Below are 25,063 nucleotides of genomic sequence, written 5' to 3' on the forward strand. Positions count from 1 at the left end.
ATAGCCCATGACCGGGAAGGGTGCTTATTTAAAATTCCTTCCTTTATAAAAAACATCATCCTCTTCCGGACTGGCTGCCATCGCCTGCCGCAGCAGGCCGTTCAGGTTATAACAACGCTTCACGACCACATGGATCACTTCGCCTTCGCGCTGCAGCTGGCCTTCCACCATCAGTAACCTGGATTGCAGGATCTCTTTCCGGAATTTATCGAACAGATTAGGGAATACAACGAGGTTGGCGCATCCGGTTTCATCTTCGATGGTAATAAAACAGATGCCGCTGGCAGTGCCGGGTCTTTGCCGCACCAATACAAGCCCGGCTACTTTTACCTGTTCGCCGTCGCGCATGGTGCTGAGACGGGCTGCCGGTACAATGCGCAACAGTTCCAGCTTTTCCCGGGTGAAGCTGACGGGATGGGCTTTTAATGACAGGGATATGGATGCATAATCCTGTATCACATGTTCGGGGGTTGACATTTCAGGTAAGGTGATCTGTTTTTCAGCGGGGCTTTCGGAGGACTGACCGGTAAACATAGCGACCGGCCGGTCGTGGAGCGCGGATACTTCCCATAGCGCCTTGCGCCTGTCCAGCCCCATCGATCTGAACGCATCCGCATCCGCCAGTTTTTCCAGCGCGGTGTGCGGCACGCCGGCATCGCGCACGGCGGGGATGCTGGTATAGCTGCCGGGGCGTGTAGTAAGGAGCGCCACTATATCTTCCTGGCGCAAGCCTTTTACCTGCCGGAAGCCGAGGCGTACCACGTGATATTTGCCGGACATTTCTTCCAGCGTATTGTCCCAATCTGAATGATTAACGTCCACCTGCCGGAAGCTCACGTCATGCTTTTTCGCGTCGATCACGATCTGCGCGGGTTGATAGAAGCCCATGGGCATGCTGTTGAGCAGGGCGGTTGCAAAAACATCGGGGTAGTAACATTTGATCCAGGACGATACATATACCAGCAGGGCGAAGCTGACGGCGTGGCTTTCGGGGAAGCCGTAGCTGCCGAAGCCTTCCAGCTGCTTGAAGATCCGGCGGGCGAATTCTTCGGTGTATCCTTTGGCGGTCATGCCTTTGATCAGCTTTTGCTCGAATTTCGTTACCGTGCCTATTCCTTTGAAGGTGGCCATGCTGCGGCGAAGCTCGTCTGCTTCCGTGGGGGTGAAGCCTGCTGCGTCGATGGCGATCTGCATGGCTTGTTCCTGGAAAAGGGGGACGCCCTTGGTGCGAAACAATATTTTTTCCAGTTCTTTAGAAGGATATTCTACTGATTCAAGGCCGTCGCGGCGCCGCAGATAAGGATGTACCATATCTCCCTGGATGGGGCCGGGCCGCACAATGGCTACTTCGATCACAAGATCGTAGAACTCTTTGGGTCTTAACCGCGGCAGCATCGCCTGTTGCGCGCGGCTTTCTATCTGGAAAACCCCGATCGTGTCCGCATGACTGACCATTTCATAAACGGCGGGATCATCCTGCGGAATATTGGCGAGTGTGCATTCACGGCCGTAATGTTGTTTGATGAGATCGAAAGCTTTGCGGATACAGGTGAGCATGCCCAATGCCAGCACATCGATCTTTAGAAAGCCCAATGCATCGATATCGTCTTTATTCCATTCAATGCAGGTCCTGTCTTCCATGCGGGCATTCAGTATCGGGCAGAGGTCGGAGAGCTTGCCCTGCGTGATCACGAATCCGCCGGTATGTTGACCGAGCTGGCGGGGGAAGCCCATCAGCTGTCCGGTTAGTTGCAGTACTTTGCGGAGGATGGGGTCGTGTGGGTTCAACCCCTGTTCAATCAAACGTGCTTCATCAAACCAGTCTTCCGAAAAATCCCACATGGCTTCGGAAAGATGGTTGATGGTGTCTACGGATAATCCCATTGCTTTTCCCACATCACGCACGGCGCCCTTGCGGTGCAGCTGCGTGACGGTGGCTACGATGGCGGCCCTGTCCCGGCCGTATTTCTGATAGATGTACTGGATCACTTCCTCGCGGCGCTCATGTTCAAAATCCACATCAATATCTGGCGGCTCGTTGCGCGCGGATGAAATGAACCGTTCAAACAGGAGGTCGAATTTAGTGGGGTCTACGGATGTAATGCCGAGACAGTAACAAATGGTGGAGTTGGCTGCAGAACCGCGCCCCTGGCAAAGTATTCCTTCTTTTCTCGCATAACGCACAATGTCATGCACGGTTAGAAAATAGGCTGCATAATTCATCTGGTTAATGAATTTCAGCTCATGCCGGATCGATTTATAAATCTTTGCAAAGGCTTTTTTTGACATGGCGCGACTTAACCGCTCCCTTGCGCCCTTCCAGGTGAGAAATTCCAGCTCTTCCTGCGGTGTACGCCCTCCCGTGGTAATTTCCTCCGGATATACATATTGCAGGGAATCCAGCGAGAAGCGGCAGGCTGCCACAATTTCCTGTGTTTGCCGGATGGCGTCGGGATAACGGCGGAACAGCCGGAGCATTTCGTCTATTGGTTTCAGATGTCTTTCCGCGTTGGGATGCAGGCGGAAGCCGGCGTTGCGGATGGTGCATTTTTCCCGTACACAGGTGAGCACATCCTGTAATTCCCGCCGGGAGGGATGATGATAGTGTACATCATTGGTGGCTGCCAGCGGGATGTGCAATGCTTCGGCGAGCTGTGAAAGGCGGAACAGCTTTTTGGTATCATCGCCCTGATAAGAGCGGGATGCGGCGAGGTAAAGATCGTTTCCCAGCATGTGCCTGTATTCTTTCAGCGTCTCCTGGAAAGCCGGTTCAAAGTTGAAATCAGCGGTGAGGGAAGGAGGGGGGATGATGATGAATTTCATCCCTCCGGCATGCTGGTATACATCTGCTTTATACAGATCGCATTTGCCTTTTTCCGTTCTCAGGTTGCCTGCGGATAACAACGCGGAGAGGCGGCTGTAGGCTTCTTTATTCGTTGGATAGGCTAACAGGGACGGGCCGTCCAGCAGATCGAGGCGGCAGCCGGGGATGATGCGGATGTTATGTTTTTTTGCCGCCACATGCCCGCGTACGATGCCTGCCAGCGTGTTGCGGTCGGTGATCGCGATCTCGCTGTAGCCATAGGCCGCTGCCTGCTCAACCAGTTCTTCAGGATGCGAAGCGCCCCGGAGAAAACTGAAATTGGTCGTTACCTGTAATTCGGTGTAGCGCATAATTTTTTTACGCAAAGAATCCATGAATGAACCAGCCGGTGGATCTGTCCGCGTCGTAGTGCCCTGACCGGAAGAGCCAGTAACGCCGGCCTTCTTCATCTTCCACGACGTAATAGTCCCGGTGCTGGCCTGCTTCCAGCCACCATTCCCGTTCGATGCGTTCGGGGCCGTCCGCCCGTTTTATCCGGTGCAGTGTGCCTTTGTAGCGGAACAGCATGGGTGGATAATCCGGTATAGGCGCTGCTACTTCTACCGGCTCGGGCTTCGGCAGGAGTTGTACGGGCCGGGGATGGTCTTCCCGCCAGGCCGTGGTGGCTTTTTCAAGCAGGTCGGCGGTCTGCCGGACGGAACGTTCCGGCCAGTAATGTTCATCGGGTAAATAACGGCGGATGGCATGTGCGCCGACCCTATTGATCAGCCGGTCCACCAGTTCCGCCAGGCGTATGCTTTCCAGGCTGCAGCCACTGGTCCACAGGGTTTCCTGTTGCGCGGGCAGCTCTTCCGTTTTCGGTGCTTCCAGCACAAACAGCTCGATGCCGGGTCCGGGTCTGAGCGTTGCTATTTTATTTTCAAACAGCCTGAACAGATGTTGCGCATGATGGGATGCGCGGTTCGTACCGATCGTAACCTGTTCGGTTCTTCCATCTATCCGGAAGCACTTCAGTAGGGCGGTACGAAGACCTTTCCCTTCCTGCTGAAGCCTTGCGCAGAGCGTTTCCAGCAATCGTTCCAGCGCGATCTCAATACCTGTGCGTGTCAATATCGGTTCGAGGCATGGCAACCGTTCTTCGTATGGCTGAACGGGTTCCAGCGGTTCTATCGCTTCCTCTTCATATCCCAGCGCCTGATCCAGCCGGAGCAGGATCTCCTGCCCGAAACGCCGCCGCAGGGCATGGCGCGGCATGGAGATAAAGTTGCTGATCCTGTAAAGGCCGAGCTTTTGCAACCGCTCTACAATACCTGCTTCCAGTCGAAGCGCGGCGGGTGGCAATGGCAGCAATGCTTCCAGCTGTCCGCCATTGGAGATGACCGGCACAGGCTGAGGCAGGTTAGAGATAACCGGCGCAGATTGTGACAGCGATGCCTGCGGCTGTCCACTGCCGGGGGAAACAGGCGCCACCTGCCCATATCGCGTCACCGCCCATGCCGTACCAATGGTATCGGCCATGGCTGCACGAACATCGTAGCCGTATGCGCGCAGCCGTGTTACGATCTCTTTGAGATAAGGCTCTTCGCCGCCCCAGAGATGCGCGCATCCGCTTGCATCGAGGATCAATCCATCCGGTTGGTCTATGGCTACAACAGGTGTATACCGGATGCACCATTTGCCGAGCGCTTTCAACAACCTTCCGGCCATGCCGGGTTTTTCATCAAATACCTGCAAACCTGCAACGGCCGCCTTTGCATCCGCTACTACCATGCCTGTACTGATCCCTTCTTCCTGCGCGGCAGCGCTAGCGGCGGTGATCACCATCCGCCCGTGTTCCGGCGCCGCTACCACAAAGGGCTGTTCTTTCAGCGCCGGCTGGCGGATGATCATCCAGTCCGTTATCAAATGACGGAACCATATCGTAACAAAACGCCTGCACATATCAACCTGTTTTCCGTATGACCGCTCCGTGTTTTACTATTTTTTCATCCACCGTTCTGAACTGCCCGGCAGCCCATTCCAGTTGCCAAACGCCCGGCTTGCCATTACGGGCTTTCAGCAGCTCTACTTTCCAGCGCGGGAAACCTACGCCGGGCATGTCGTCCACAGGTTCGCTCGCTATGGGCGTGATCCGCCAACGGGCGATGCAGGCGATGGCATTGCGGTCGCGGGGCTGATGGCGGAGCATAAACCCGGTCACCCTGCTTTGTTCCACCGCCAGCTGGAACCGCCGCGATGATGTAAGGCTGATGTCCCTGATCTCGCCGATGACGGCCGCCAGCCCCTCACATTTCAATGCTTCCTCCATGGCCCATAGCACATCTTTCTCCCGCTCAAGATCAATAAAAATGATCCGGTCCGGCGACACACCGAAAGTGCTCAATGCAGGCGGGAATACTGTTCGTGATGCGCTGATCCATACGCAAACGCCGCCCTGCCGCATGAGCGAAGCCAGCAGGCCGGCAATAAAGCCGCCGGTAGCCGCTGTATGCTCTGTGGTATCGCTTAAAAATTCATGCATCGCCCCAACAGGAAAAACCGCATTCGGAAACGCCGCCACTACTGGTCCCAAACCCACATCCACCGGATGGGCGGACGGCGGGCTGTATCCTTGCAGCAGAAGAAGGTCTTTCTGCAATTGCTCAATGATCTCTCTTTTCTTCGCTGCCTGCATGCCTGATGTCAAACTAATATTTTTAGCAAGTTATACTAAAAATATTAGTTTGACAAATCTGGAATCATTACTGAACGATCAACTTTTTCCTGACGGCGGTTGCTTTCCCTTTCAGTTCTATGATATAAAGGCCGGTAGGCAAATGATAACCAACGGAAGTATCGTTATTCACCCATTCTGTTTTCACCTGTTTTCCCTGCATGTCATAAATAGTCAGCCGGAACATTTCTTCGCCTGTAAACCCGGAAAGATTGATCCGGAATGTTCCGTTGATGGCCGGATTGGGGAAAATGTTCATGGTAAGCGAAGGCTGCATGCCGGGTTTTACAAAACTTTGTTCGTTAAGTAACAACGAAACGGTGGTGGCTTCCAGCTGCCATTGCGCGCTCCACCAGCCGTCCTGCGCATTGGCATATTGCGCGGAGCCGGTCTGGTTTTCCACATGGATGATATGACCGGTTTGCCACCTGTTGCGGAGCCGCTGCCATACGCCGTCCGCCTGTTCCTGTGACCATTGTGCGCTCCACCAGTCCTCCCCGGCTGCGGTACATTGCACGGAGCCGGTCTGGTTTTCGATGTGCATGTATTCGCCGGTGCCCACATTGCGCAGCAGGAAATATTGGGCGGTGACGGGCACTTTTTCCCATTTGTAATTATTGTTGGCTACACTTGTACCGTAGCCGGTGTTGCCGCCCGCATCGTAGAGGTAAGTGCCTTTCCATCTGTTTTTGATCGTGACATAATTTCCCGTACCGGGATTGGTGGGCTGGCTGCCATACCATGTGCCATTCATATACCATCCGTTTTCATCCCGGTTCAGGTCAGCCGTCTGGTTGCCGCCGTCGTTGAAGATGAGGTTGGTGGATGTTATATTGACGAAGGTGTGGCTATACCATCCATCGCCATCGTCCTGCATGGCTACGCCGGGCCATGTGCCGTCCGCCAGCGTGCCTGAAGGTTGTGCGTTCCACCAGTATATGCGGATGTTGCTGCCCCAGGGAGCGGGCTTGTAAAAATGCACGGTGAAGCTGGTAAGGGGTGTTGCCTGTATAGCGGAAACGGCGGTCTTTTGTCCGTCTGCCGTGGTAACGGTGATGTTGGCTGTTCCCGGTGTTATCGCCGTCACCAGTCCGCTGGCATTCACGGTGGCGACGGAGGTATTGCTTGATGACCAACTGACTGACTGGTTCGTGGCGTTGGAAGGAGCGATCGTGGCGGTCAGCTGCAAGGTTTGTCCCGCGTGAACGGAGGCGTTGGCGGGAGCAACGCTCACACCGGTTACGGGCACCGGCGCCACGTTCGCATTGGTGAGCACCAGGTATCCGAAGCCGTTCAGTGAACGGGTGGCGCCGGCCACGAGGTTCACGTCTGTTCCGTCAAATGCATTTGTGTAAGCGCCTGCCAGTGCGGCGGGTATCACGTAAGTGGACGTGCCGCTGCGGAGATTCGCGATCACCACTACTTTTTCACTGCCGGCGGTTTTGGTAAATGCGCAAACGTTGGTATTCGAATAGTTGGTCATCGTGCCGCGGCGGATGGCCGTGCTGCTGTTCCTGAACTGTAGTATGTCCGTGAAATCCGCGGCGGCGGAGGGATTAGTGTTCCAGTTGATCTTGACGGAAGTGTAAGGCCATGGGATGGTCCGGTTGAAATCGACTTCCTGTCCGCTCGTCAGAAAAGGCGCTCCGCGCATGTAAGCAGACACCAGAAAATTAACCACCACGCCGTTATGCCCGCCGAACACCTGTAGCGGTGTTTCATTGCCTTCGGTATCGTGGTTCGCGGTGTACCTGATCACCTGCTGGCTGCTGTTGGCATGCACATATTCCGTGTCTGTAGTGGTTTGTATCTGCGCTACGGAAGTGCCGTTGCGAATGGGTTTCAGCGCATCGTAATACCATTTGTCACCAAAGGTGAAATCAAAACCCGCCGTGAAATTCTCCTGCCGGTCGCCTTCCGCGAAGAGCAGGAGCTGGCGGCCGCTGATGCTTCGGAGGTTGCCGATCACCTGCGTCCAGAAATTCAGCGGAGGATTGTTGGCGTAATCGCAGCGGAACCCGTCGATGTTCGCGGTGAATATCCAGTACCGCATCGCGTTGATCATTTCGGTGCGCACGGCGGTGTTGTTCAGGTCGAGTGCGGCAACGTCGGGGAAGGGGTTCAGCGGTTGTATCACACCGTTGCCGTCGCGGATATATCTTTCGGGATGCTGGGTGATCCAGGGATGGTCCCAGGAGGTCTGGTTCACCACCCAGTCCATGATAACGGCCATGCCGCGGCTGTGCGCTTCGTCTACCAGTGTGCGGAGATCGGCGAGGGTGCCGTATTCTGTCGCCACCGCCCTGAAGTCTTTGATGCAATACGGTGAGATCGAGCTGCGTGCATCCTGACCAACAGGGTGGATGGGCATGAGGTAGACCACGTTGATGCCGAGCGCCTGTATCGCATCCAGCCGCGCTGTTACGCCGGCGAGGTTACCGGCTGCGCTGTATGGCCGGATGTGCACCTGGTAGATGTTCACATCGCGCGGGTCCGGGACGTTCGCGAAGGGTGTGCCGTACTGGGGCGGGTCTTGTGATTGCCCGGTAAAGGGCAACAGGAGGACCATCCATAAGATGAGTAATGGAAGCTTTTTCATGTGGAATGTATTGAAGGTTAAGACAAGGCTATTCTTTCAGTATGTAATATGTGTAAGGTGAAAGGGTGATCGTTGTGCCGAGGGTGGTGGCTGCTCCGTTCATGATATTCGTCCAAGCCGTGTTTTGTAAGGGTGCCGGGATGGTGTAGCTGACCGCCTGGTTGCGCAGGTTCGCGATGATATATACCCGTTCTCCGTTCAACTCTTTCGTGAACGCACACACGTCCGTGGTGCTGTACGAAACGAGCTGTCCTTTCCGGATGGCGGCACTGCTGTTCCGGAAAGCAATGACCTTTTTATATTCCTCCGTGATCTCCGGGTGTATGCCCCAGTTGATCTTCGTGGAGGTGAACGGAAAGGTGAGCCGCACCGGCGTACCGGCTTCCTGGCCGTTGTAGATCATGGGTACCCCTTTCATGTAACATGCGACCACAAAGGCGGCCATCGATCCCTGCTCTCCGCCGAAAAGCTCCAGCGGCGTGCCTTCCGCGCCGTTTACATCGTGATTTGTAATGTAGCGCACTACGTGTTGCGTGGAAGAAATGGCTTCGTAGTCGGTCGTGTTCTGTTCGTCGATGGACTGTACGGAGCGGTTATCGTGGTATATTGCCTTGAGGGTGTTGAAGAAACCGAAACCAAAGCTGTAATCGAATCCGGCGGAGAAGTTAGCGGCGCGGCTTCCTTCCGCCAGCAGGATGAGCTTGCGTTGCGGGATCTTCCGCAGGGTATCGATCGCCTGTTTCCAGAAATCAACTGGCGGGCCGTCTGTATAATCGCAGCGGAATCCGTCGATGTTCGCGGTGAGCACCCAGTATCTCATCGCCTTGATCATGGCCTGCCGCATGGCGGCATTGCTGAAGTTGAGCTGCGCGACATCATTCCAGCCCATACCGGGCGGGCTCACAACGTTCCCTCCATTGTCCTGCATGTACCAGTCCTTGTGATCAGCCATCCACACATGGTCCCAGGCAGTATGGTTCGCCACCCAGTCCATGATCACGCTCATATCCCGGTCGTGCGCTTCTTCCACCAGCTTGCGCAGATCGGCAAGGGTGCCGAACTCGGGGTTCACGGCGGTATGGTCTTTAATGGAATAGGGGGAGTTGATGCCGTTCAGTACACCGACGGGATGCAGGGGCATCAGGTAGATGACGTTCGCGCCGAGCGCTTTGATGGAATCCAGCCGGTTGATGACGCCGGCGAAGTCACCGGCGGCGCTGAACACGCGCATGTTCACCTGGTAGATGACGGCGTCCGGCCTGTCCGGCACATTGTTGAACGGCGTGCCGTACTGCGTGACCGCGGCGATGCTGTCTGATGGAACGGGCGGCGGGGTGAAGGGTGGAATGGTTTCCTTGCTTCCGCAGCTCATCATCATCCAGGTAAAGAGCATTGACAATATATGCATCACTGGTTTCATTAGTTTTTGGTCAAGGTGTAAGTGTACTGTTGCGAAATGTGCAGGTCCAGCGTAATGGTGTAATTCCCGGATGAGGGAACGGAGAGGTTCCAGAGGTCTGGCGTATACCCGAGCAGGGGGTGGTCCGCATACACCAGCTTGCCGGTGGCGGGGTCCATCCCGAAGTCGATCGCCCATGCGTTGTTCGCCCTGAACTTGAAGGAGCCGCCGGCCTGCATGTCGCAGGTGAGCGTCCACGTCTGCGTGTCCGGATCATAGGCCATTTGCGTATCTGTATCCCATCCGCCGGGCGTGGCGTCGCCGATGATGCTCCAGCTGGTTTTGGTGGCGGTCCATTTGTTATTGTTCAGGTCTGCCGTCAGCTGGTAATAACCGCCGTCCGGCACGCTCAGGCCCGCCGCGAGGCCGTCGGTGCTGAAGGTGCCGTTGCCGCCGTCGCCATAATTGGTATGGTCCCAGTCCGGCGCATTGGTATATTTGAAATACTGCGCGCCGCTTCCCGGCATGTATACATATCCTTCGTACAGACCCGGTTTGCCTTCCACGGGATTGAGGAGGGGCGCGGCGGCGGGGTTCCAGCCCTGGTAATCGCCGGGGATGTACAGGCTCAGGCTGTAGGTGGTGACTTCCAGCAGCAGCGTGTTGCTGTAAACGGGCTTTATCGTAGAGGCGGTGCCGTTATTTTGCAGTACTTCCGCTTTGATGCGCACCGCTATATCGCTGGGCGTTCCGGCGGCGAGGCCCATGGCATTGAGCATGTTGTTGAGGTCTTTGCCGATGAAGGCGTAGCCGGTTTTGCCGGCGCCGGCCGAGAAGCTTTTGGCGTTGCTCCAGCTGTTGGCGGTATCCACGGCCAGTTGCAGGGTGTACTGCACTGCGGGTTTCTCCCCGAAATCGGCCGCATCCCAGCTAAAGCTGACCGCTTCCTTCTCTTCATCGGCCTGTGCCAGTACAATTGCGGCGGAAGAAGCGGATAGCGCGTTGCCGTTAAAGCTTCCGTCTTTCACCTGGTAAACATCTCCTTCTTTCTTGCAGGACATGGCCAGCAGCAGAAGACAAATAATATATGAGATCGCTTGACGCATATGTTCAGTTTAAGATGAATGGATCAGTAGCCGTGGTTTTGCACCAGGTTGTTGTTGGAAATGATTTCAGCGGAAGGAATGGGAAAGACGTTGTAGTACTCCGGCGCCCCGCTGCCTTCGTCCACGCCGGCTTTCCACGGCCATAGCCAGGAAGCGGACGTAAAGCGTTTGAAACGGATGAGGTCTGTGCGCCGGAAACCTTCCCAGTACAGTTCCCGCATCCTTTCCTGCAACACATCATCTAACGATACGCTGCCAACATTTCCGCCGGTTCCCTTGTAGGCGCGCTGCCGCAGGAGGTTGAAATATTCCAGGGCCGTGGCTTCGCTGCCGCCGGCGGCGCCGCGCTTTACAGCTTCTACGTAGATGAGGTACATTTCCGCAAGCCGGAACAAAGGGAAGTCGATGCTCACCAGCACGCCGTTGGGTGAGTAAGGCTGCATGCCGTCCGCCGCGTTGATGTTGCTGAATTTATGTACGCCAAGCCCTTCCCCGAATGTCAGCGCATTACTGATCTCCAGGCTGCCGCTGCCGAACATGGCGCGTGTGTCCGTATTCCCGCTGTAGTCGCCGAATGCGAGCGGAAGGTTCTTCGTGCTGCGGTTGCCCTGCCATCCGCCGCCCGGTATGCCATATGCCTTGTTGATCTCCGGGCTGGTGCCGTGCGCGGCGCAGGTGAGGAAAGTAGTGCCGCCGTAGTTCTGCGATTTGGTGGCGTCGTAGGCAATGGCGAGAATGGTTTCGGTATTGTTGCGGTTGTTGTCCGCCATGAAAAGATGTTTGTATTCCGGCATCAGCACGTAGCCCGCATTGATCACGTTCGATGCGTAGGTGATCGCTTCGGTGTAAGCGGCGGTACCGGTATATACTTCCGCGTTGAGGTACAGCCGCGCCAGCAGCGCCCATGCGGCTGCGCGGTCCGCCCGTCCATATTCATTCTCCCGCGGAGCGGCCAGTTCCGGTTCAATCGCTTTTAACTCGGCAATAACATAATCGAACAAATCTTTCCGCACGATCCTGCGGGGGATATGCTTACCGATCGGGTCCTGTTCTGTTACGAAGGGCGGATTGGCAAAGAGGTCCATCAGCACCCAGTATTGAAATGCACGGAGGAACCTTGCCTCCGCGCGGAAGCGGCGTATCTCGTCCGCATCATGGCCTGTCATGTTCCTGCTGTTCAGTTTTTCGTCCGCCGATTCGCGGATGAATTCGTTGCAAACGGTGATCTGGAAAAGACTTCGGGCGTACATGGCGTTGATGAGGATGTTGTTGGCCGTCCAGCTGAAGTTGTGGAAGCTTTGCAGGTTGGCGTCGTTCCATGCGCAGATCGCTTCGTCTGTGGTCAGTTCCTGGAGGTTCCACCAGGCGCGCAGGAAATCCGTGTTGGCGGCGTCGGTGATGCCGGGCACATTTACATCGGAGTTGCCTACGCCGGTGCTGCTCACGAGGGAATAGCTGCCGTAAGCCTTTGCCAGCACCTGCTTGTATCCGGCCACCGTACTGTATTGCAGGTCTGCAATGTTGGCGTTCAGCGGCTTCCGGTCAAGGTCTTTCGTGCAGGCGGCAAGACAAAGAACGAGCAGGAGATAAGTACATTGTTTCATGTATCGGATAATTTTTTTGAATTAGTACTGAAGGTTTACGCCGAGGCTGTAAATACGCGGGCGCGGATAAAGCGCATTGTCCACACCGCCGTTGATCTCCGGATCAATGCCGGTGTACTTCGTGATGGTGAACACATTCTGGCATACCGCATTCACCCGCAGACCGAGCTTCTGTTTAATGATCCTGCCGAAGTCGTAGGAAAGGGACAGGTTGTCCATTTTCAGGAAGGATGCGTTCTGCACGTAGTAATCGGAATACTGCTGGCCGTAGTAGAATGCGCTGTTGTTCACTTCCGTGAGGGAGTTGGCAAGGTAACCGAGCGTGTTGAAGATATTCGACTGCGTGGCGCCGGTGGCCAGCGCATTGTACATGTAGTTGCCGATGCTGCCCCTCAGCACGGTGCCCAGCGCCCACCTGTCATAAGTGAATTGCGTGGAGAAGCCCAGTATCCATTTCGGGGCGGGCGACTGGTACCGGTAGAGGTCTTCGGTGTTGATGATGCCGTCTCCGTTCACATCCACATACACGCCCTCGATGGGTTTGCCGTTCTGGTCGTATTGCTGGTGATAGGTATAGAAAGAAAAAGGACGGTAGCCTACGCTGTGTATCTGTATGGTGCCCACCATCGAGCCGGCATAGGTAGAATCCTTTGTGGCGGTAAGATTGGTGATCCTGTTATGATTGTAGGCGGCGTTGAAGCTGAGGTCCCAGGAGAAGCGCGGGCTTTTTACCGGGTTGAGGTTGATGAGCAGCTCGATGCCTTTGTTTTCGATATTGCCCACATTGGTGAGGATGGTGCTGCTGAAGTTGGAGCCTGCCGGTACCGGGATGGTGTTGAGCAGGTCTTTTGTTTTCTTGAAATACAGGTCTACGCTGCCGTTGATGCGGTTGTTCCAGAAACCGTAGTCGATGCCCGCATTCCAGGTAGCGGTTTGTTCCCATTTGATGCCTGCATCGTAAGCGGCGGGCGAGCCCATGTTGTAATATTCATCGCCGAACTGCACCATGGAGCTGTTGTCGCCCAGCGCATAAACGGGGAGATAGGGATAATTGTAGATGCCGTCCTGGTTGCCGGTGATGCCGTAGCTGAGCCGGAGCTTCAGGTCAGATAGCTGCTCCGGTCCCGCCAGCCATTTTTCGCGGTTGGCGAGCCATGTCAGCGCAACGGAAGGGAAGGTGCCCCAGCGTGTGCCCGGCGAGAACCGCGAGGAGCCGTCTGTACGCACGGAGGCGGCCAGGATGTATTTCGAATCAAATGTATAGATCAACCTGCCGTAATAGGATGTGAGGGTGCTTTGCGGCTTGTCCATCGGGAACTTCGGTTCGCTGCCGGGCGCAATGTTGCCGTTGGCTCTTACGAAGGGATAGTTGTAATTGGTCGCCAGGTTATCGTAATATCCGTAGCCCGCGGTAGCATTGATATTGCTTTTGATGGCGGGGAAGGTCTTGTTGTAGTTCAGGTAAAATTCGCTCACGAGGTTCCGCACTTTGTTGCCGTACTGGTTGTGCTGGCCGGAATCGAGGTAGTTTTGTCCCGCGTAGGCCGGCACGTCAATGGTGCCTTCGCCTTTTGCCACATCGTAGCCAAGGTTCAGGTTGGCGTGCAGTTCGGGCAGGAAGGGAAGTTTGTAGTCGAATTGTACATTGCCGTAGCTGCGTTGTACGTGGCCAATGTTGCGGTAAAGGTCCAGCAGCGCTACCGGGTTGCGGGGCGCGAGCTTGTTCAGGGTGATGCCCCCGTTGCCGGGATCGGTGGTGTACCATTCCCAGTACCCGCCGAAAGGCGTGTTGGCGTGCACGGGCTGGGTGGGATCAAAGTAAACGGCGGAGCTGATGGCGGCGTTATTCGCAAATCTGCTGCGGTTGACGGCGCCTTTCAGGTTTACGTCGATCTTCAGGTGGTCGTTCAGTAACGATGGACTGAAGGAGATGCCGGCGGACACCCGTTTCAGGTTGTCGGTTTTCAGGATGCCGTCCTGGTTGAGATAGCCGCCGGAAAGGCGGTAGGGGATGTTCTTCCAGAAGCCGGCGATGCTGAGGTTGTTGTCAGTAGTGATGGCGGTGGTGTAAATTTCTTTTTGCCAGTCTGTTTCGGTGGCGCCGAGTAATGATTTGAAGGTTGGCGTGCCGAGGGAATCCACATATCGGCGGAATTCCGCGGCGGACATCACGTCCGCCTGCCGGGCGATCTGTGAAAGGGACACGAGGGAAGAAAAATTGAACTGTGGCTTGCCGCGCGTGCCTTTTTTGGTGGTAATGATGATCACGCCGTTAGACGCGCGGGAGCCGTAAATGGCGGTGGACGCGGCGTCTTTCAGCACGGTGAAGGATTCGATATCGTTGGGATTGACGAGGCTCAGCGGGTTGGAGGCGCCGTAGATATTGGTATTGTTCACCGGCAAACCATCGATCACGATCAGCGGATCGTTGCTGGCGTTCAGGGATGCGCCGCCACGGATGCGGATCGTGCTGCCCGCGCCGGGCGCGCCGCTGTTGGAGGTAACGGCCACCCCGGCTATCTTGCCGGCGATCAGTTGCTCCGGGGTGGTGATCGTGCCGCGCTGAAAATCTTTCGCGGTAACGGTAGACACGGCACCTGTCAGTTCCTTTTTCCGGACGGTGCCATAACCGATCACCACAAAGTCCCCGAGCGTCCGTGCGCTTTCCGTCAATATCACCCGGAGCGGCGTATTGTCTGTGATAGCCATCTCCTGGCTGGTAAAACCGATGTTGGAAATAACAAGTATCTGTACGGAGGGCGGGACCGTCAGCGAAAATCTGCCGTCCGGACTAGTAGTGGTACCGGTAGAAGTGCCTTTGGCGATCACGGTGGCGCCCGGCACCGGCGCTCCTTTTTCGTCCTGTACCGTTCCCGTTACGACTTTTGTCTGGGCAAAGGACAGGGATGCAAAAAGGAGCAGCATAACATGGAACATCAGTTTCAATTTCATAAACGTGCGTTAGTTTTTAAGGAGGGATTTTGGTCATACAAAGGAAATACAAGAATCAGATGCCGGGAATTAATAGTCCGGAAATCAAGAAAATAGAAAGGGCTGGATGAGGCGGTTGGTTTGTTACTATTTAATAATCAAATAGTTGAAAACATATTATATAATGTTTCATATATCGATATAAGAATAATAAACCGCTTAAATGGATTTGATCTCCATCACTTTTTTATCGAATTCATCGCGGGAAACGATGGCACGGTTCCTGATCCGGGTTTTGTAGGCATAGATGGATTTAACGGAATATTCGAGTATCTCCGCTATTTTTTCATTGTCTTTGATGCCGAGGCGTATGAGGGCGTAAATGCGCAGGTCAGTGTTCATCAGTTCTCCGTCCGCCAGGTTGATCCTGTTCTCTTCCTCAAAAAGCGCATTGAAGTCGTCAATAAAATGGGGGAACAATTTCAGGAAGGCTTTATCGAAGCTTTTCAATAGTTCCTCTTTCCCGTTTTCGATGCCCAGCTTTCCAAGTACGTACTTCAGCTCGTTGAATTTGCCATAGTGGATCTTTTCTTCCACATCTTTCCTGAATTTTTCTATTTTCTGGAACAGCGCAGCATTGGCTGTGAAGAAATAGCCGACGTATTCGTCTTTTATCTTGTTGGCTTCTTCGAGTTTCACGTTCAGGTCGAGCAGGGAGGAGTTGGCGTTTTTCAGCTCGGCGTTCAGCGCTTCCAGGCGGTTATTGGCGTCGTGCAGCCGGGCATGTGCGTCGGATATCTCTTCCTTCGCCTTTTTCAGCCGCCTGTTTTGCCGGAAGATGATGATCAGCAGCAGGGCGAACAGCAGGATGAGCGCGGAAGCGGCGGCGGCGTATATCGCCCAGAGCTTCCTTTGCCGGTCTATATAATTGACCTCGCTGCTCTGGATAATGGGCATGATGGTGCTAAGCTGCACTTTCCGTTGCCGGGCGCCGTAGGAGGTGGCGTCGTCGATCGCTTTCCTGATATAAAAAGACGCGCGTTTGAAGTCACCCTGCCCGAATAACATCTGCGCGAGGTTGAGCACGGCGAAGGTTTCCTTGGTAGACGAGCGGATGTCCGCCATCACGGCGCTAGCCTGGTAGATGATGGCGGTGTCCGTATGTCCCGCGGAGGCATAAATAAAGCTCAATGTGGAGGCGGCGACGGCCAGCTGGTGATCGGTCAGATCGTTCCGTTGCAGCAGCGTCCGGAAATTTTTCCGGGCATTGTCCATGTCGCCGGTCTTCATTTGTCGTAGCCCGGCGTAATAAATATGTTCAAAGGAGGATGGCGGGAGGAGTGACAGTGCCGTGTCCAGGTATTCGCCCGCTTTTTTGAAATAGATGGGATAGAAGAAGGCGTCATCATCATAATCGGCCAGATCGTAATAATAGCGGCCGCGTTGCAGGTAATATTCCTGTTTCAGGTCATCCGGCAGGCTGCGGGTGTCGATCTGCTGCAGCACGTTATTCGCTTCTCCGTACATGCCGGCGGACAGCAGTACGAACGCCAGCTTGAGGGCGGACTGCATTTTCCGGTGCGGGTCGTTTTGCGCGGCGGCGATCTCTTCCAGTTTTTTGGCATATAAAAAAGCGGTATCGAAGCGGAATACCTTGTATTCTTCGTAGAGGGCGAGGTAGTGCTGATATTGTTCCGCGGGGTTGGAGCGTTGGGCTTCACTGGCGATCCTGCTGATCCGCATCGCTTTCTGATGATCGTACCAGCCGGCGCTGTCGATCGTGCGGTTCAGCTCCTGCAGGATCTTTTCCGGTTGCGCCTGGGCAAACAGGAGGGAGGATGAAAAGGAAAGGATGATATACAGGAACGTGCATTTTCGCTTCATATTCATTAAATACGTGGAGGTATTAAGGATGATGAATGAGCGAATATAATCAATAGATGGTTATTGCGCGAGCTGTTTCAGCCGCACATTGATTTTGGTGTAGTATATCGTTGTGACGCCTTCAAATCCTGAATCTGTCCCCACGATGAGCCACAGCTTTCCTTCCGCGTCCGCCGTTGCGGAAAATGTTCCTGTCCGTTTGATCAGCCTGTACACATATTCTGAACCACCATTGGCAAGATTCCCCGCCACGATCATGTCCGTGCCATCCGTACAGCACTGGTTGATCTTGTCGATGTTCATGCGGTAAAAATTATTTTCATCCGGCGCGGCTACCGGTTCTTCGACGGTCATGCCAATACCTACACCAACACCTTCGCCGGGCGCTCCGCCGGCGCCAACACCGCTATCGGGCGCACTGGAAGCGATCTCCACTTCAAAATATGCTTCATAGCGGGCATTGGGCTGCAGGCCGGAGACCTGCCTTTTCAGATACATGAAGAGATCATCGCTGCGGTTTGAGCCGGATATCCGGTAGGATTGTTTCGTTTCGTCGAGCGGAGCGGGAAGCGGGGCCAGCCCTTCTTCCATTTCATATATTTCCGGGTTGTTGCCGCTGTATTCCGCGAAGGCGGCTGACCAGCCCTGTTTTCCTTCGGAAAAACTGGTGTTGATGTTCGTTTCCATGGAGGAGTCCTTATCTTTCTTACACGAATATGCGAGTGCGCATAAAACGAGCGTCAGCAGCCATGGCCGTTTCATAATGCTTGTTATTGATGCGGTATAACGGGCACAAATCGCGTGCCGCGCATCATTCCGCTGGAATATATTCATACCGGATATCGTGATAGCGGCGGCCGTTCGAATACGGTTCCGAAACATGCACGATCGCCGGCAGCCCTTGCGCGTTCATCGTTACAGAATCTACTACCATGTTTTGAATTTCGAGGGAAGTTTCCCACTGGTTGCGCGAAATCCTTACCGGGGCTTCCAGCGCCAGGGGCGCGGCAATGACAAGGCCATTGGGTATATTATGGAACAGGAGGGGATTCACCACGTCCGTATAGCTTTGGTAATAATGGGTGATGCCGTATTGCTCTACGTAGTTCATGAAATTTCCGTTCTCATAATCATACCAGGAGGAGTCGATGCCGTGTACGCTGGTGGTAACGGCGAGTACGTCTTCCGGTTCGTAAAAATATTCTTTGGTGGAGAAGAGCTCGAGAACGGCGAGATTTACCTGGTAATACTCCATTTTCGCGGGCAGGGTGTCCTGCGCATTATAGCTGTACTTTGTCATATATTCCAGGCCATGTCCCAGGTATCCGCGCAGCTCCGCCACACGATGCTGATCGTCGTAGAAAAAGGAGTCCACGTAATTTTCATACAACTGTAACGTATCGCCTTCAAGAGTGGAGCGATTGAGCTTTCTGACGGGTTTGAAGAGGCTGTTGTAGTGGAAGATCGCTTCCTGTTTCCGGAAGGGGACTTTGGGTGCGGTGAGCGGAAATTGTTCCGATGTGATGACCGTCCAGGAAGATACGACCCATCCGGGGGCGGTGGGGCCGGGATCAGGATCGGAAGGATGCGGGTCTTTAAGGCAGCCGGTGGCGAGCAGGATGGCGGCGAGTGCGGCCATGGTGAGGGGTGTTTTCATAGTGGTGGTATTTACTATTAAGTTAAACCGAATATCTGATCACGGCTGTTACTTGTTTGAGTAGTTTTAGCGCTTGCAGCGGCGAAATCCATTCCTGAAATAATTGCCGTTATTTCCCGGGGCTTCCCCCGGTCGGGAAATATTGACAACTCATCGGGAACTACGGGCATTGCCGGGCCTCCGGATACCGGATACTTTTGTTCATCACTTATCCTAAAAAGAATATCAATGAAAAAGATGAACAATAACAAACTGAGATGGTTCCTGCCGGTGGCTTTACCACTGGCGCTGGCTGCATGTCATAAAGACGATGATAACAAACCGCCTGTTCAGCAAAGGACCATCAGCATCGAAAATGTGCTGAATGCGCGAACGCTCGTAGAATCGGGCACTTTTCAGAACACCGGCGCTTCCCCGGTGATCATGCCGGGAGCATCCATATCATTCAGCTTCTCCGCATCTATCGGGCAGACCCTCACCTTTGCGTCCATGTACGGTTTTTCGAACGATCTGTTCTTTGCGCCGGATAATCCGGGAATAGCGTTGTATGACGGTAACAAGCAGCCGGTAGAAGGCGATGTGTCCGCCCAGGTAAAGCTCTGGGATAACGGCACCCGTGTGAACCAGGTTCCCGGCCCCGGCGTAAGCCATCCCGGTGTGGCCGCAACGGATATGGTGAAAGAGGTAAATGGCACGGATGCGCAGGGGAATGCTTATCTGCCCGCTTCCTCCCTGGTGAAAGCTACCTTAAAGTATGACGGCGATTCCTATTTTACGTTGACGTTGCAGAACATTTCCGGGGGCACGGCTAATGAAACACCGCTCAGCCCGGGCGTATGGGCCGTTTCCTACATTGCGGGCGGCAACCTGTTGAACCCGTCGCCTGTTTATGCAGCGGGACAACCAACGGCCAACGGCCTCACCGCGTTAGCGGAATCCGGCGACAACTCCCAGTTGTATGACTACATTGAAGCCAATACCGGAACTTTTACGCCGTTGTCACCTGTACTGGTGGTGGTGTACAATGGCATTGCGAACCCCGTTTACAAAGCCGGTGAGCCCGATGCGGGAAAAGGATTGAAAGAGCTTGCCCAGAAGGGAGACGCCAGTATCCTTGCAGCTTCGCTGGAAAAAATGGAAGGCGTCAAAAAGGTGTATGTGTTAGCCGCGGCGAATACCACCGTATTGCTGCCGATGATCGGTGAGGAGGCGGGTGGCAGCGTGTCCCAACAACTTGAAGTGGCAAAAGGCGACCGGCTGGCAATCGCAACGATGTACGGTTTTTCCAACGACTGGTTCTTTGCCACTGCGGATGACGGCATCGATCCCACCATGAAAGGCGACGTTTCAGCTTCCATCAAACTGTTTGACAACGGTACGGCGGTAGACCAGTATCCGGGAGCGGGCAATACGCAATTTAATCTTGGCGGCAATACCGCAACGGAAAGCAAAGCCATCGCGGAAGTGCCTAACCCTAACGCATTTACCACGTTGCCGGCTATTAAAGACATCATAAAAGTAACAATTCAATAGACCGGCTGTCATTTTTTGATACTTTTGAATAACATCGGAGGGCAATATATGAGATGGGTATTTGAAAACAGCGCAACCGGCGGCAGGTTGATCATGATCGCGGATGATGACATGATGAAGGGAGAAGGTATGCTCAACGGTCAGCATGAACATTTCAACACGATCGTTATCAATAAGTCCCCGGAACCGCAGGCGGTGATCATCGATCAGATCGCCTACACGATGCCGGGGCATTCTCTCCTCCCGTTGGTATCCAACCAGTATTTCGTTTTCGAAAAGCCACAGGCACTGGTGTCCTGGCAATTCAACAGGGATTTTTATTGTATTGTGGACCATGATGCGGAAGTCAGCTGCGTGGGTTTTTTGTTCTTCGGCATCCATCATCCTATGTTTATCCGGCTGAATACGGATGATCTGAAGAACATCGGCGTTATAGAGCAATTGTTCCTGGAAGATATGGACGAAAAAGACAGGATGCAGGGCGAAATGCTGCGCACACTGCTGAAGCGGCTGATCATCAAAAGCACGCGCATGGCCAAAGTACAGACCAATGGATGCCTGCAGCTGACCGATGAAAGGCTGGACGTGATCCGACAGTTCAACCTGCTGCTGGAAGTGCATTACCGGCAGGAACATGAAGTTGTTTTCTATGCCGGTCTGCTGAATAAATCCCCCAAAACGCTGGCCAATCTTTTCCGGCTCTGCAATTATGCTTCGCCCTCCGCTATCATTCATAACAGGATCATCCTGGAAGCCAAACGATACCTGTATTACACGAACAAATCCGGTAAGGAAATAGGGTACGAACTGGGGTTTGACAGTGCGGCGCATTTCAGCCGCTTCTTCAAACTGAAAACAGGCGCCAATCTTTCCGATTTCCGTGATGCTATTACAAAACAGACATAATTTATTTACGGTGTATAAGATCTTTCTATCGGCGCTGGCCGTCGTGTGTTTGTCCGGTTTCGGCAAACGCAGTATAACAAGTGCTCCTGCTCCCGCTGACACGACCATTACCATGGCTGGCGTACCATTGAACCCGGAGGATGTCAGCCCGCTTTTAACCGGGGAGAACATTCCCCGTGCTCAATTGCCTGATGCGGACGGCAAATTGACGGACCTGCATGCGCTAGTCGCTAAAAGGCCGTCTATCCTGGTGTTTTACAGGGGCGGGTGGTGCCCTTACTGCAACCGGCAACTATCGGGATTACAAGAGATTGAACAGGACCTGAACAAAATGGGATACCAGCTGATCGCCATCAGTACAGACAGCCCGGAAAACCTGCGGCAGACCGGGGAAAAGCAGCATTTATCTTATACGCTGTTGTCAGATGCCGATCTGGCTTTGTCCAAAAAATTCGGGATTGCATATAAATCTCCGGAGAACTACGACAAATTTTTGCCGGCCACCTCCGGCGGTAAGAATACGAACAAACTACTACCTGTTCCGTCAGTATTTATTGTAAACAGAAAAGGCAACATCCGCTTTGAATACATCAATCCGGATTTTAGAGAACGCTTGAACCCCGGTTTGTTGAAAGCCGCCGCAGCAGCGCTGATGAAAGAGGGGCTGCATGAATAATCGCGGAATATCGCATAAATACCTTAAATTTTCTCCCAAAAAGGGACGATGATCAACAGGATAATGTTTTTCTTTTTGCTGGTATTCAGTGTGAATGCGAACGCGCAGGCGCCTGCCGTGACGGATGTTACGGACGGCCTGCTGACCTGGGTGAAGCGGCTGGACAGCGATTTTTCTAAGTACTACAAACAGGAAAAAAGCGCGCAGCTGAAAGAGAGCCTGGGATTTTTGAAGCAGGACCTTGAAGATTATATGAAAACGCGGAAGCGGTTGTCCGACAGCCTGTTCCGGCATAATGTTCCTTCCGGGAAAAAAGATCCGGAAAACCTGGAAGCGCTTAAAATAAAGATGGGCGCGGTAATGGGCCGGATGCGGGAAGTAACCGATCTGACGAACAGGGAATTGCAGGCGGAAGGCGATAAGCTGAATGATGCTATCTATAATGTTTTATACGGGGAATCCAACCAGTTCCTCTCGCATCTTGAGGCTTTCCTCGCAGGCTATGAAGTCACTAAAAAAGATATGGCGCTGGACGGCAGCACCTGTTACTCCCGCTTGCAGACATGCCTTGGTTTGATCAACGGATTGCAGGATAAAATCGACAGAAAAAAATAACAGGCCCGGCAGGAATACTGCCCGGCCCGTTTTTTCTTTCGGAGGGACTAGTTTGCCGGGCTGAAATTGTAACGCAACGTTACGCCATATGTGCGCGGATCACCAAGCACTGCGGCATAGTGGCCGGCATTACCACCCGCTACGAGCAGCTGTTCGAAATAATCTTTGTTGAACAGGTTACGTCCCCATATAAATAACGATACTCCTTTGACCGCACGGAAACCCAGCCTGCCGTTGAACAAAGCATAGCCGTCCACGTTCAGGTATGGAGAAGGTGAGGAGCTGGAAGAAAATTCAGAACGGTAATATCCGTCCAGCGCCAGGAAGTACCTGCCGCCCTGCCCCAGGAACTTGCCGCCGGTGGATGCTTCGCCGCCAAGCGTTACCGTCCATTTGGAAATACCGGGCAGCCTGCTGCCGGAGATATCTTTGAAGGTGTTCGGGCCTCCGGTCTCTTCGAGCGGCACAGGCGCGTTTTTGAACGATTTGTATTTACCATCTGTATAAGCAACCGCACCGAAGAGCGAGAAGTGATCGTTGAACCGGATATTACCGTCCAGTTCTGCGCCGCGCACCTGCACCTTTTCCGCGTTGGCGAGATAGCCGCGGTTTACGCCCAGCTCAGCCGTTTGCACCTGTGTCTGGAAATCCCTGATGTCTGTATTAAAGATAGCCAGGTTGAGGGTAGAAGATGCAGAAGGCGTTGTTTTGATGCCTACTTCAAAATGCTGCACATATTCCGGTTTGATCTCCGCCAGTTCCAGCATGGGTTGTCCGTCTGAAGTGGGAAGCCCGCCCAGGTTGAGGCCAACCGGTTTGTAGTTGGTGGAGTAGGTGGCATAGGTGTTGATGTTGTTGCTGGCTTTGAAGGAAACGGTCAGCTGGCCGGAAAGATTGGTATTGTCCGTATTGGCGAGAAACGCCTGGTCCGAGTACACCGCCTTCTTCAGCGCCAGCAGGGCGGGGTCTGTGGTTTCCAGGCCACCATATGTCTGGCGGTTGAAGTCCACTTTTTTATCATCATAATTATACCGCAGGCCGGGCAGTACATGCAAACGGTTGGTGATAGCCCAGTCCAGCTGCCCGAACACGGCCGCGCTCAGCGTCTGCAAGCGGGAGGTGGTACGGATACCGTAGCCTTCCAGCAATCCCGGGGTCTTCCATAGCTCGCTGGTGGAGTTCTGTGAAAAACGCCATTGCGCCGCACCGGATTCTTCGATATGCACAGGATCGGTTTTGAGGTCCTGCCCGATCACGAAAACACCCACCACTCCGCTCAGTTTGGAGGAGAACTCACCCGCGTACCGCACTTCCTGCGACCATTGCTGGTGTTTGGAAGTGGCCTGCGAGAGCGTTAACACCGGCAATGCGGTGAAGTCGCGGTCGTTGGACGGGTCCCAGTGCCAGTAGCGCCAGGCGGAGGTAGCGGTCAATGTGCCGCCGCCGAGCTTCGCGTCTACGTTCAGGGATACGCCGCCCAGGTCGTTGCCAGAGCGCCAGGTGGTATTGTGGTCGATCAGGCGGTCGAATGGATTGCGGCTGGGCAGCTCGTAATGAAGATCGGCGATGATGTTGTCGAACTGCCGGTAATCCGCCCGTTGTGTTTTCACAACGCCGGCTACTACCTGCGCATAGCCTTCAGGGCGCTGCTGCGAAGCATCACCGGTGAGCGTGATGCTCACCCGTTCGCTGGGCGTATACAGCAGCTGCGCCCGCGCGCCGATGTTATTGATATCGTTCACATAATTCAGCGAAGAAACATTATAGATAGTGCCGTCGCGCTGTGTGCCGGAGAAGGCGATCCTGCCTGCCAGCTTGCCGGCGATCGCGCCGCCAACGGAGGCTTTCGCCTGTATGTAGCCGTAATTGCCATAGCTCACTTCCGCGGTAGCGGAAGGAGAGAAGGATGGTTTACGGGTGGTGATGTTCAGCGCGCCGGCAGTGGTGTTCTTGCCAAACAGTGTACCCTGCGGGCCGCGCAGCACTTCTATCTGCTCCACGTCTACAAAATCAAGCGTGGTGGCAGCGGGGCGCGCATAGTATACGCCATCGAGATAAAATCCCACGCCGGGATCAATGCCATCGTTCGTCAGGCCGAAAGTAGAGCCGAGGCCGCGGATGTTGAGCGTAGTGTTGCGCGGATTGGAGGAGTACAGCTGCACGGTGGGTATCAGCTCTTTAACCCGGTTTACGTTAAATGCGCCCGCGTCTTCAATAACGCCGCCGCGCACAACGGAGATGGCAATGGGCACGTTCTGTATCTTTTCATTGCGGCGCCGCGCGGTAACGGATACTTCGTTGAGCTGGCGGTTGTCTACCGTGAGGATGATTTCCAGTGCGCCGAGGTTTTGTTCGGTCACTTCAATTTCGCGGGGTGCAAAGCCAATGGAGGTGACGCCCAGCACGAGGGGGAGCGGTGCGTACGTTGTCAAGCTGAATTGGCCTTTGTTGTCTGCAATCGCATGGTTGGTGGAACCTCTGAGGCTGATGGTGGCGCCGGGTACAGGGGAACCTTTTTCACCTTTTACAACGCCTTTGATCACCTTTTGGGCAAATGCGGCATTGACCAGGAGGATGTTGAAAAACAGGAATGGGAGTACTTTTTTCATGATCTTA

The 25,063-nt window shown here is 54.2% G+C and carries 16 protein-coding genes; 4 read left to right on the forward strand and 12 right to left on the reverse strand.

Annotation, left to right across the window (positions count from 1 at the left end):
* Positions 1–24: 24 nt before the first annotated feature.
* From CCY01nite_RS21755 to CCY01nite_RS21805, 11 genes are all read right to left on the reverse strand, one after another.
* Positions 25–3,174 carry an error-prone DNA polymerase gene (locus CCY01nite_RS21755; RefSeq protein WP_146866189.1) on the reverse strand — a complete coding sequence of 1,050 codons (3,150 nt, stop codon included), beginning with the start codon at positions 3,172–3,174 and terminating at the stop codon, positions 25–27.
* A 7-nt stretch (positions 3,175–3,181) separates the two neighbouring features.
* Positions 3,182–4,765, reverse strand: coding sequence for a Y-family DNA polymerase (locus tag CCY01nite_RS21760; protein ID WP_146866191.1), 1,584 nt, complete (start codon positions 4,763–4,765; stop codon positions 3,182–3,184).
* Position 4,766: 1 nt separating this feature from the next.
* A complete protein-coding gene (locus CCY01nite_RS21765) occupies positions 4,767–5,510 on the reverse strand; it encodes an ImuA family protein (RefSeq protein WP_246130000.1) in 744 nt (247 codons plus the stop codon).
* 55 nt (positions 5,511–5,565) lie between these two features.
* Entirely contained in the window at positions 5,566–8,136 is a 2,571-nt protein-coding gene (locus CCY01nite_RS21770; protein WP_146866193.1) for an alpha-amylase family glycosyl hydrolase, read from the reverse strand.
* A 28-nt stretch (positions 8,137–8,164) separates the two neighbouring features.
* Positions 8,165–9,544 (reverse strand): alpha-amylase family glycosyl hydrolase, encoded by a 1,380-nt coding sequence (locus CCY01nite_RS21775; protein WP_186831197.1) that lies wholly within the window; start codon positions 9,542–9,544, stop codon positions 8,165–8,167.
* A gap of 11 nt (positions 9,545–9,555) precedes the next feature.
* Positions 9,556–10,641 (reverse strand): SusE domain-containing protein, encoded by a 1,086-nt coding sequence (locus CCY01nite_RS21780; protein ID WP_146866196.1) that lies wholly within the window; start codon positions 10,639–10,641, stop codon positions 9,556–9,558.
* Between the two features lie 23 nt (positions 10,642–10,664).
* Positions 10,665–12,245 (reverse strand): RagB/SusD family nutrient uptake outer membrane protein, encoded by a 1,581-nt coding sequence (locus tag CCY01nite_RS21785; protein ID WP_146866198.1) that lies wholly within the window; start codon positions 12,243–12,245, stop codon positions 10,665–10,667.
* Positions 12,246–12,266: 21 nt separating this feature from the next.
* Positions 12,267–15,197 carry a SusC/RagA family TonB-linked outer membrane protein gene (locus CCY01nite_RS21790; protein ID WP_146866200.1) on the reverse strand — a complete coding sequence of 977 codons (2,931 nt, stop codon included), beginning with the start codon at positions 15,195–15,197 and terminating at the stop codon, positions 12,267–12,269.
* Positions 15,198–15,395: 198 nt separating this feature from the next.
* The gene (gene susR, locus CCY01nite_RS21795) at positions 15,396–17,060 is read right to left on the reverse strand and encodes a SusR family glycan utilization regulator (protein ID WP_146866202.1); all 1,665 of its coding nucleotides are present in this window, start codon (positions 17,058–17,060) and stop codon (positions 15,396–15,398) included.
* A gap of 60 nt (positions 17,061–17,120) precedes the next feature.
* Positions 17,121–17,822 carry a hypothetical protein gene (locus CCY01nite_RS21800; protein WP_146866204.1) on the reverse strand — a complete coding sequence of 234 codons (702 nt, stop codon included), beginning with the start codon at positions 17,820–17,822 and terminating at the stop codon, positions 17,121–17,123.
* Positions 17,823–17,871: 49 nt separating this feature from the next.
* Complete coding sequence (locus CCY01nite_RS21805) at positions 17,872–18,717, reverse strand: hypothetical protein (RefSeq protein ID WP_146866206.1); 846 nt, start codon at positions 18,715–18,717, stop codon at positions 17,872–17,874.
* A gap of 228 nt (positions 18,718–18,945) precedes the next feature.
* Here CCY01nite_RS21805 and CCY01nite_RS21810 point away from each other — a divergent pair, with 228 nt between their 5' ends.
* The 4 genes from CCY01nite_RS21810 to CCY01nite_RS21825 are packed head-to-tail and all read left to right on the forward strand — an operon-like array spanning position 18,946 to position 22,447.
* Complete coding sequence (locus CCY01nite_RS21810; protein ID WP_246130001.1) at positions 18,946–20,250, forward strand: spondin domain-containing protein; 1,305 nt, start codon at positions 18,946–18,948, stop codon at positions 20,248–20,250.
* A gap of 48 nt (positions 20,251–20,298) precedes the next feature.
* Positions 20,299–21,156 (forward strand): helix-turn-helix domain-containing protein, encoded by an 858-nt coding sequence (locus tag CCY01nite_RS21815; RefSeq protein ID WP_146866208.1) that lies wholly within the window; start codon positions 20,299–20,301, stop codon positions 21,154–21,156.
* A 10-nt stretch (positions 21,157–21,166) separates the two neighbouring features.
* Positions 21,167–21,832 carry a peroxiredoxin-like family protein gene (locus CCY01nite_RS21820; RefSeq protein WP_246130002.1) on the forward strand — a complete coding sequence of 222 codons (666 nt, stop codon included), beginning with the start codon at positions 21,167–21,169 and terminating at the stop codon, positions 21,830–21,832.
* 48 nt (positions 21,833–21,880) lie between these two features.
* Positions 21,881–22,447 carry a hypothetical protein gene (locus CCY01nite_RS21825; RefSeq protein WP_146866212.1) on the forward strand — a complete coding sequence of 189 codons (567 nt, stop codon included), beginning with the start codon at positions 21,881–21,883 and terminating at the stop codon, positions 22,445–22,447.
* 47 nt (positions 22,448–22,494) lie between these two features.
* On the opposite strand, the gene CCY01nite_RS21830 is transcribed toward CCY01nite_RS21825, so the two are convergent.
* On the reverse strand, positions 22,495–25,056 hold the full coding sequence (locus CCY01nite_RS21830) for a TonB-dependent receptor (protein ID WP_146866214.1): 2,562 nt from the start codon (positions 25,054–25,056) through the stop codon (positions 22,495–22,497).
* Between the last annotated feature and the right edge of the window lie 7 nt (positions 25,057–25,063).

Source organism: Chitinophaga cymbidii (genome assembly GCF_007992715.1).
Classification (GTDB): Bacteria; Bacteroidota; Bacteroidia; order Chitinophagales; family Chitinophagaceae; genus Chitinophaga; species Chitinophaga cymbidii.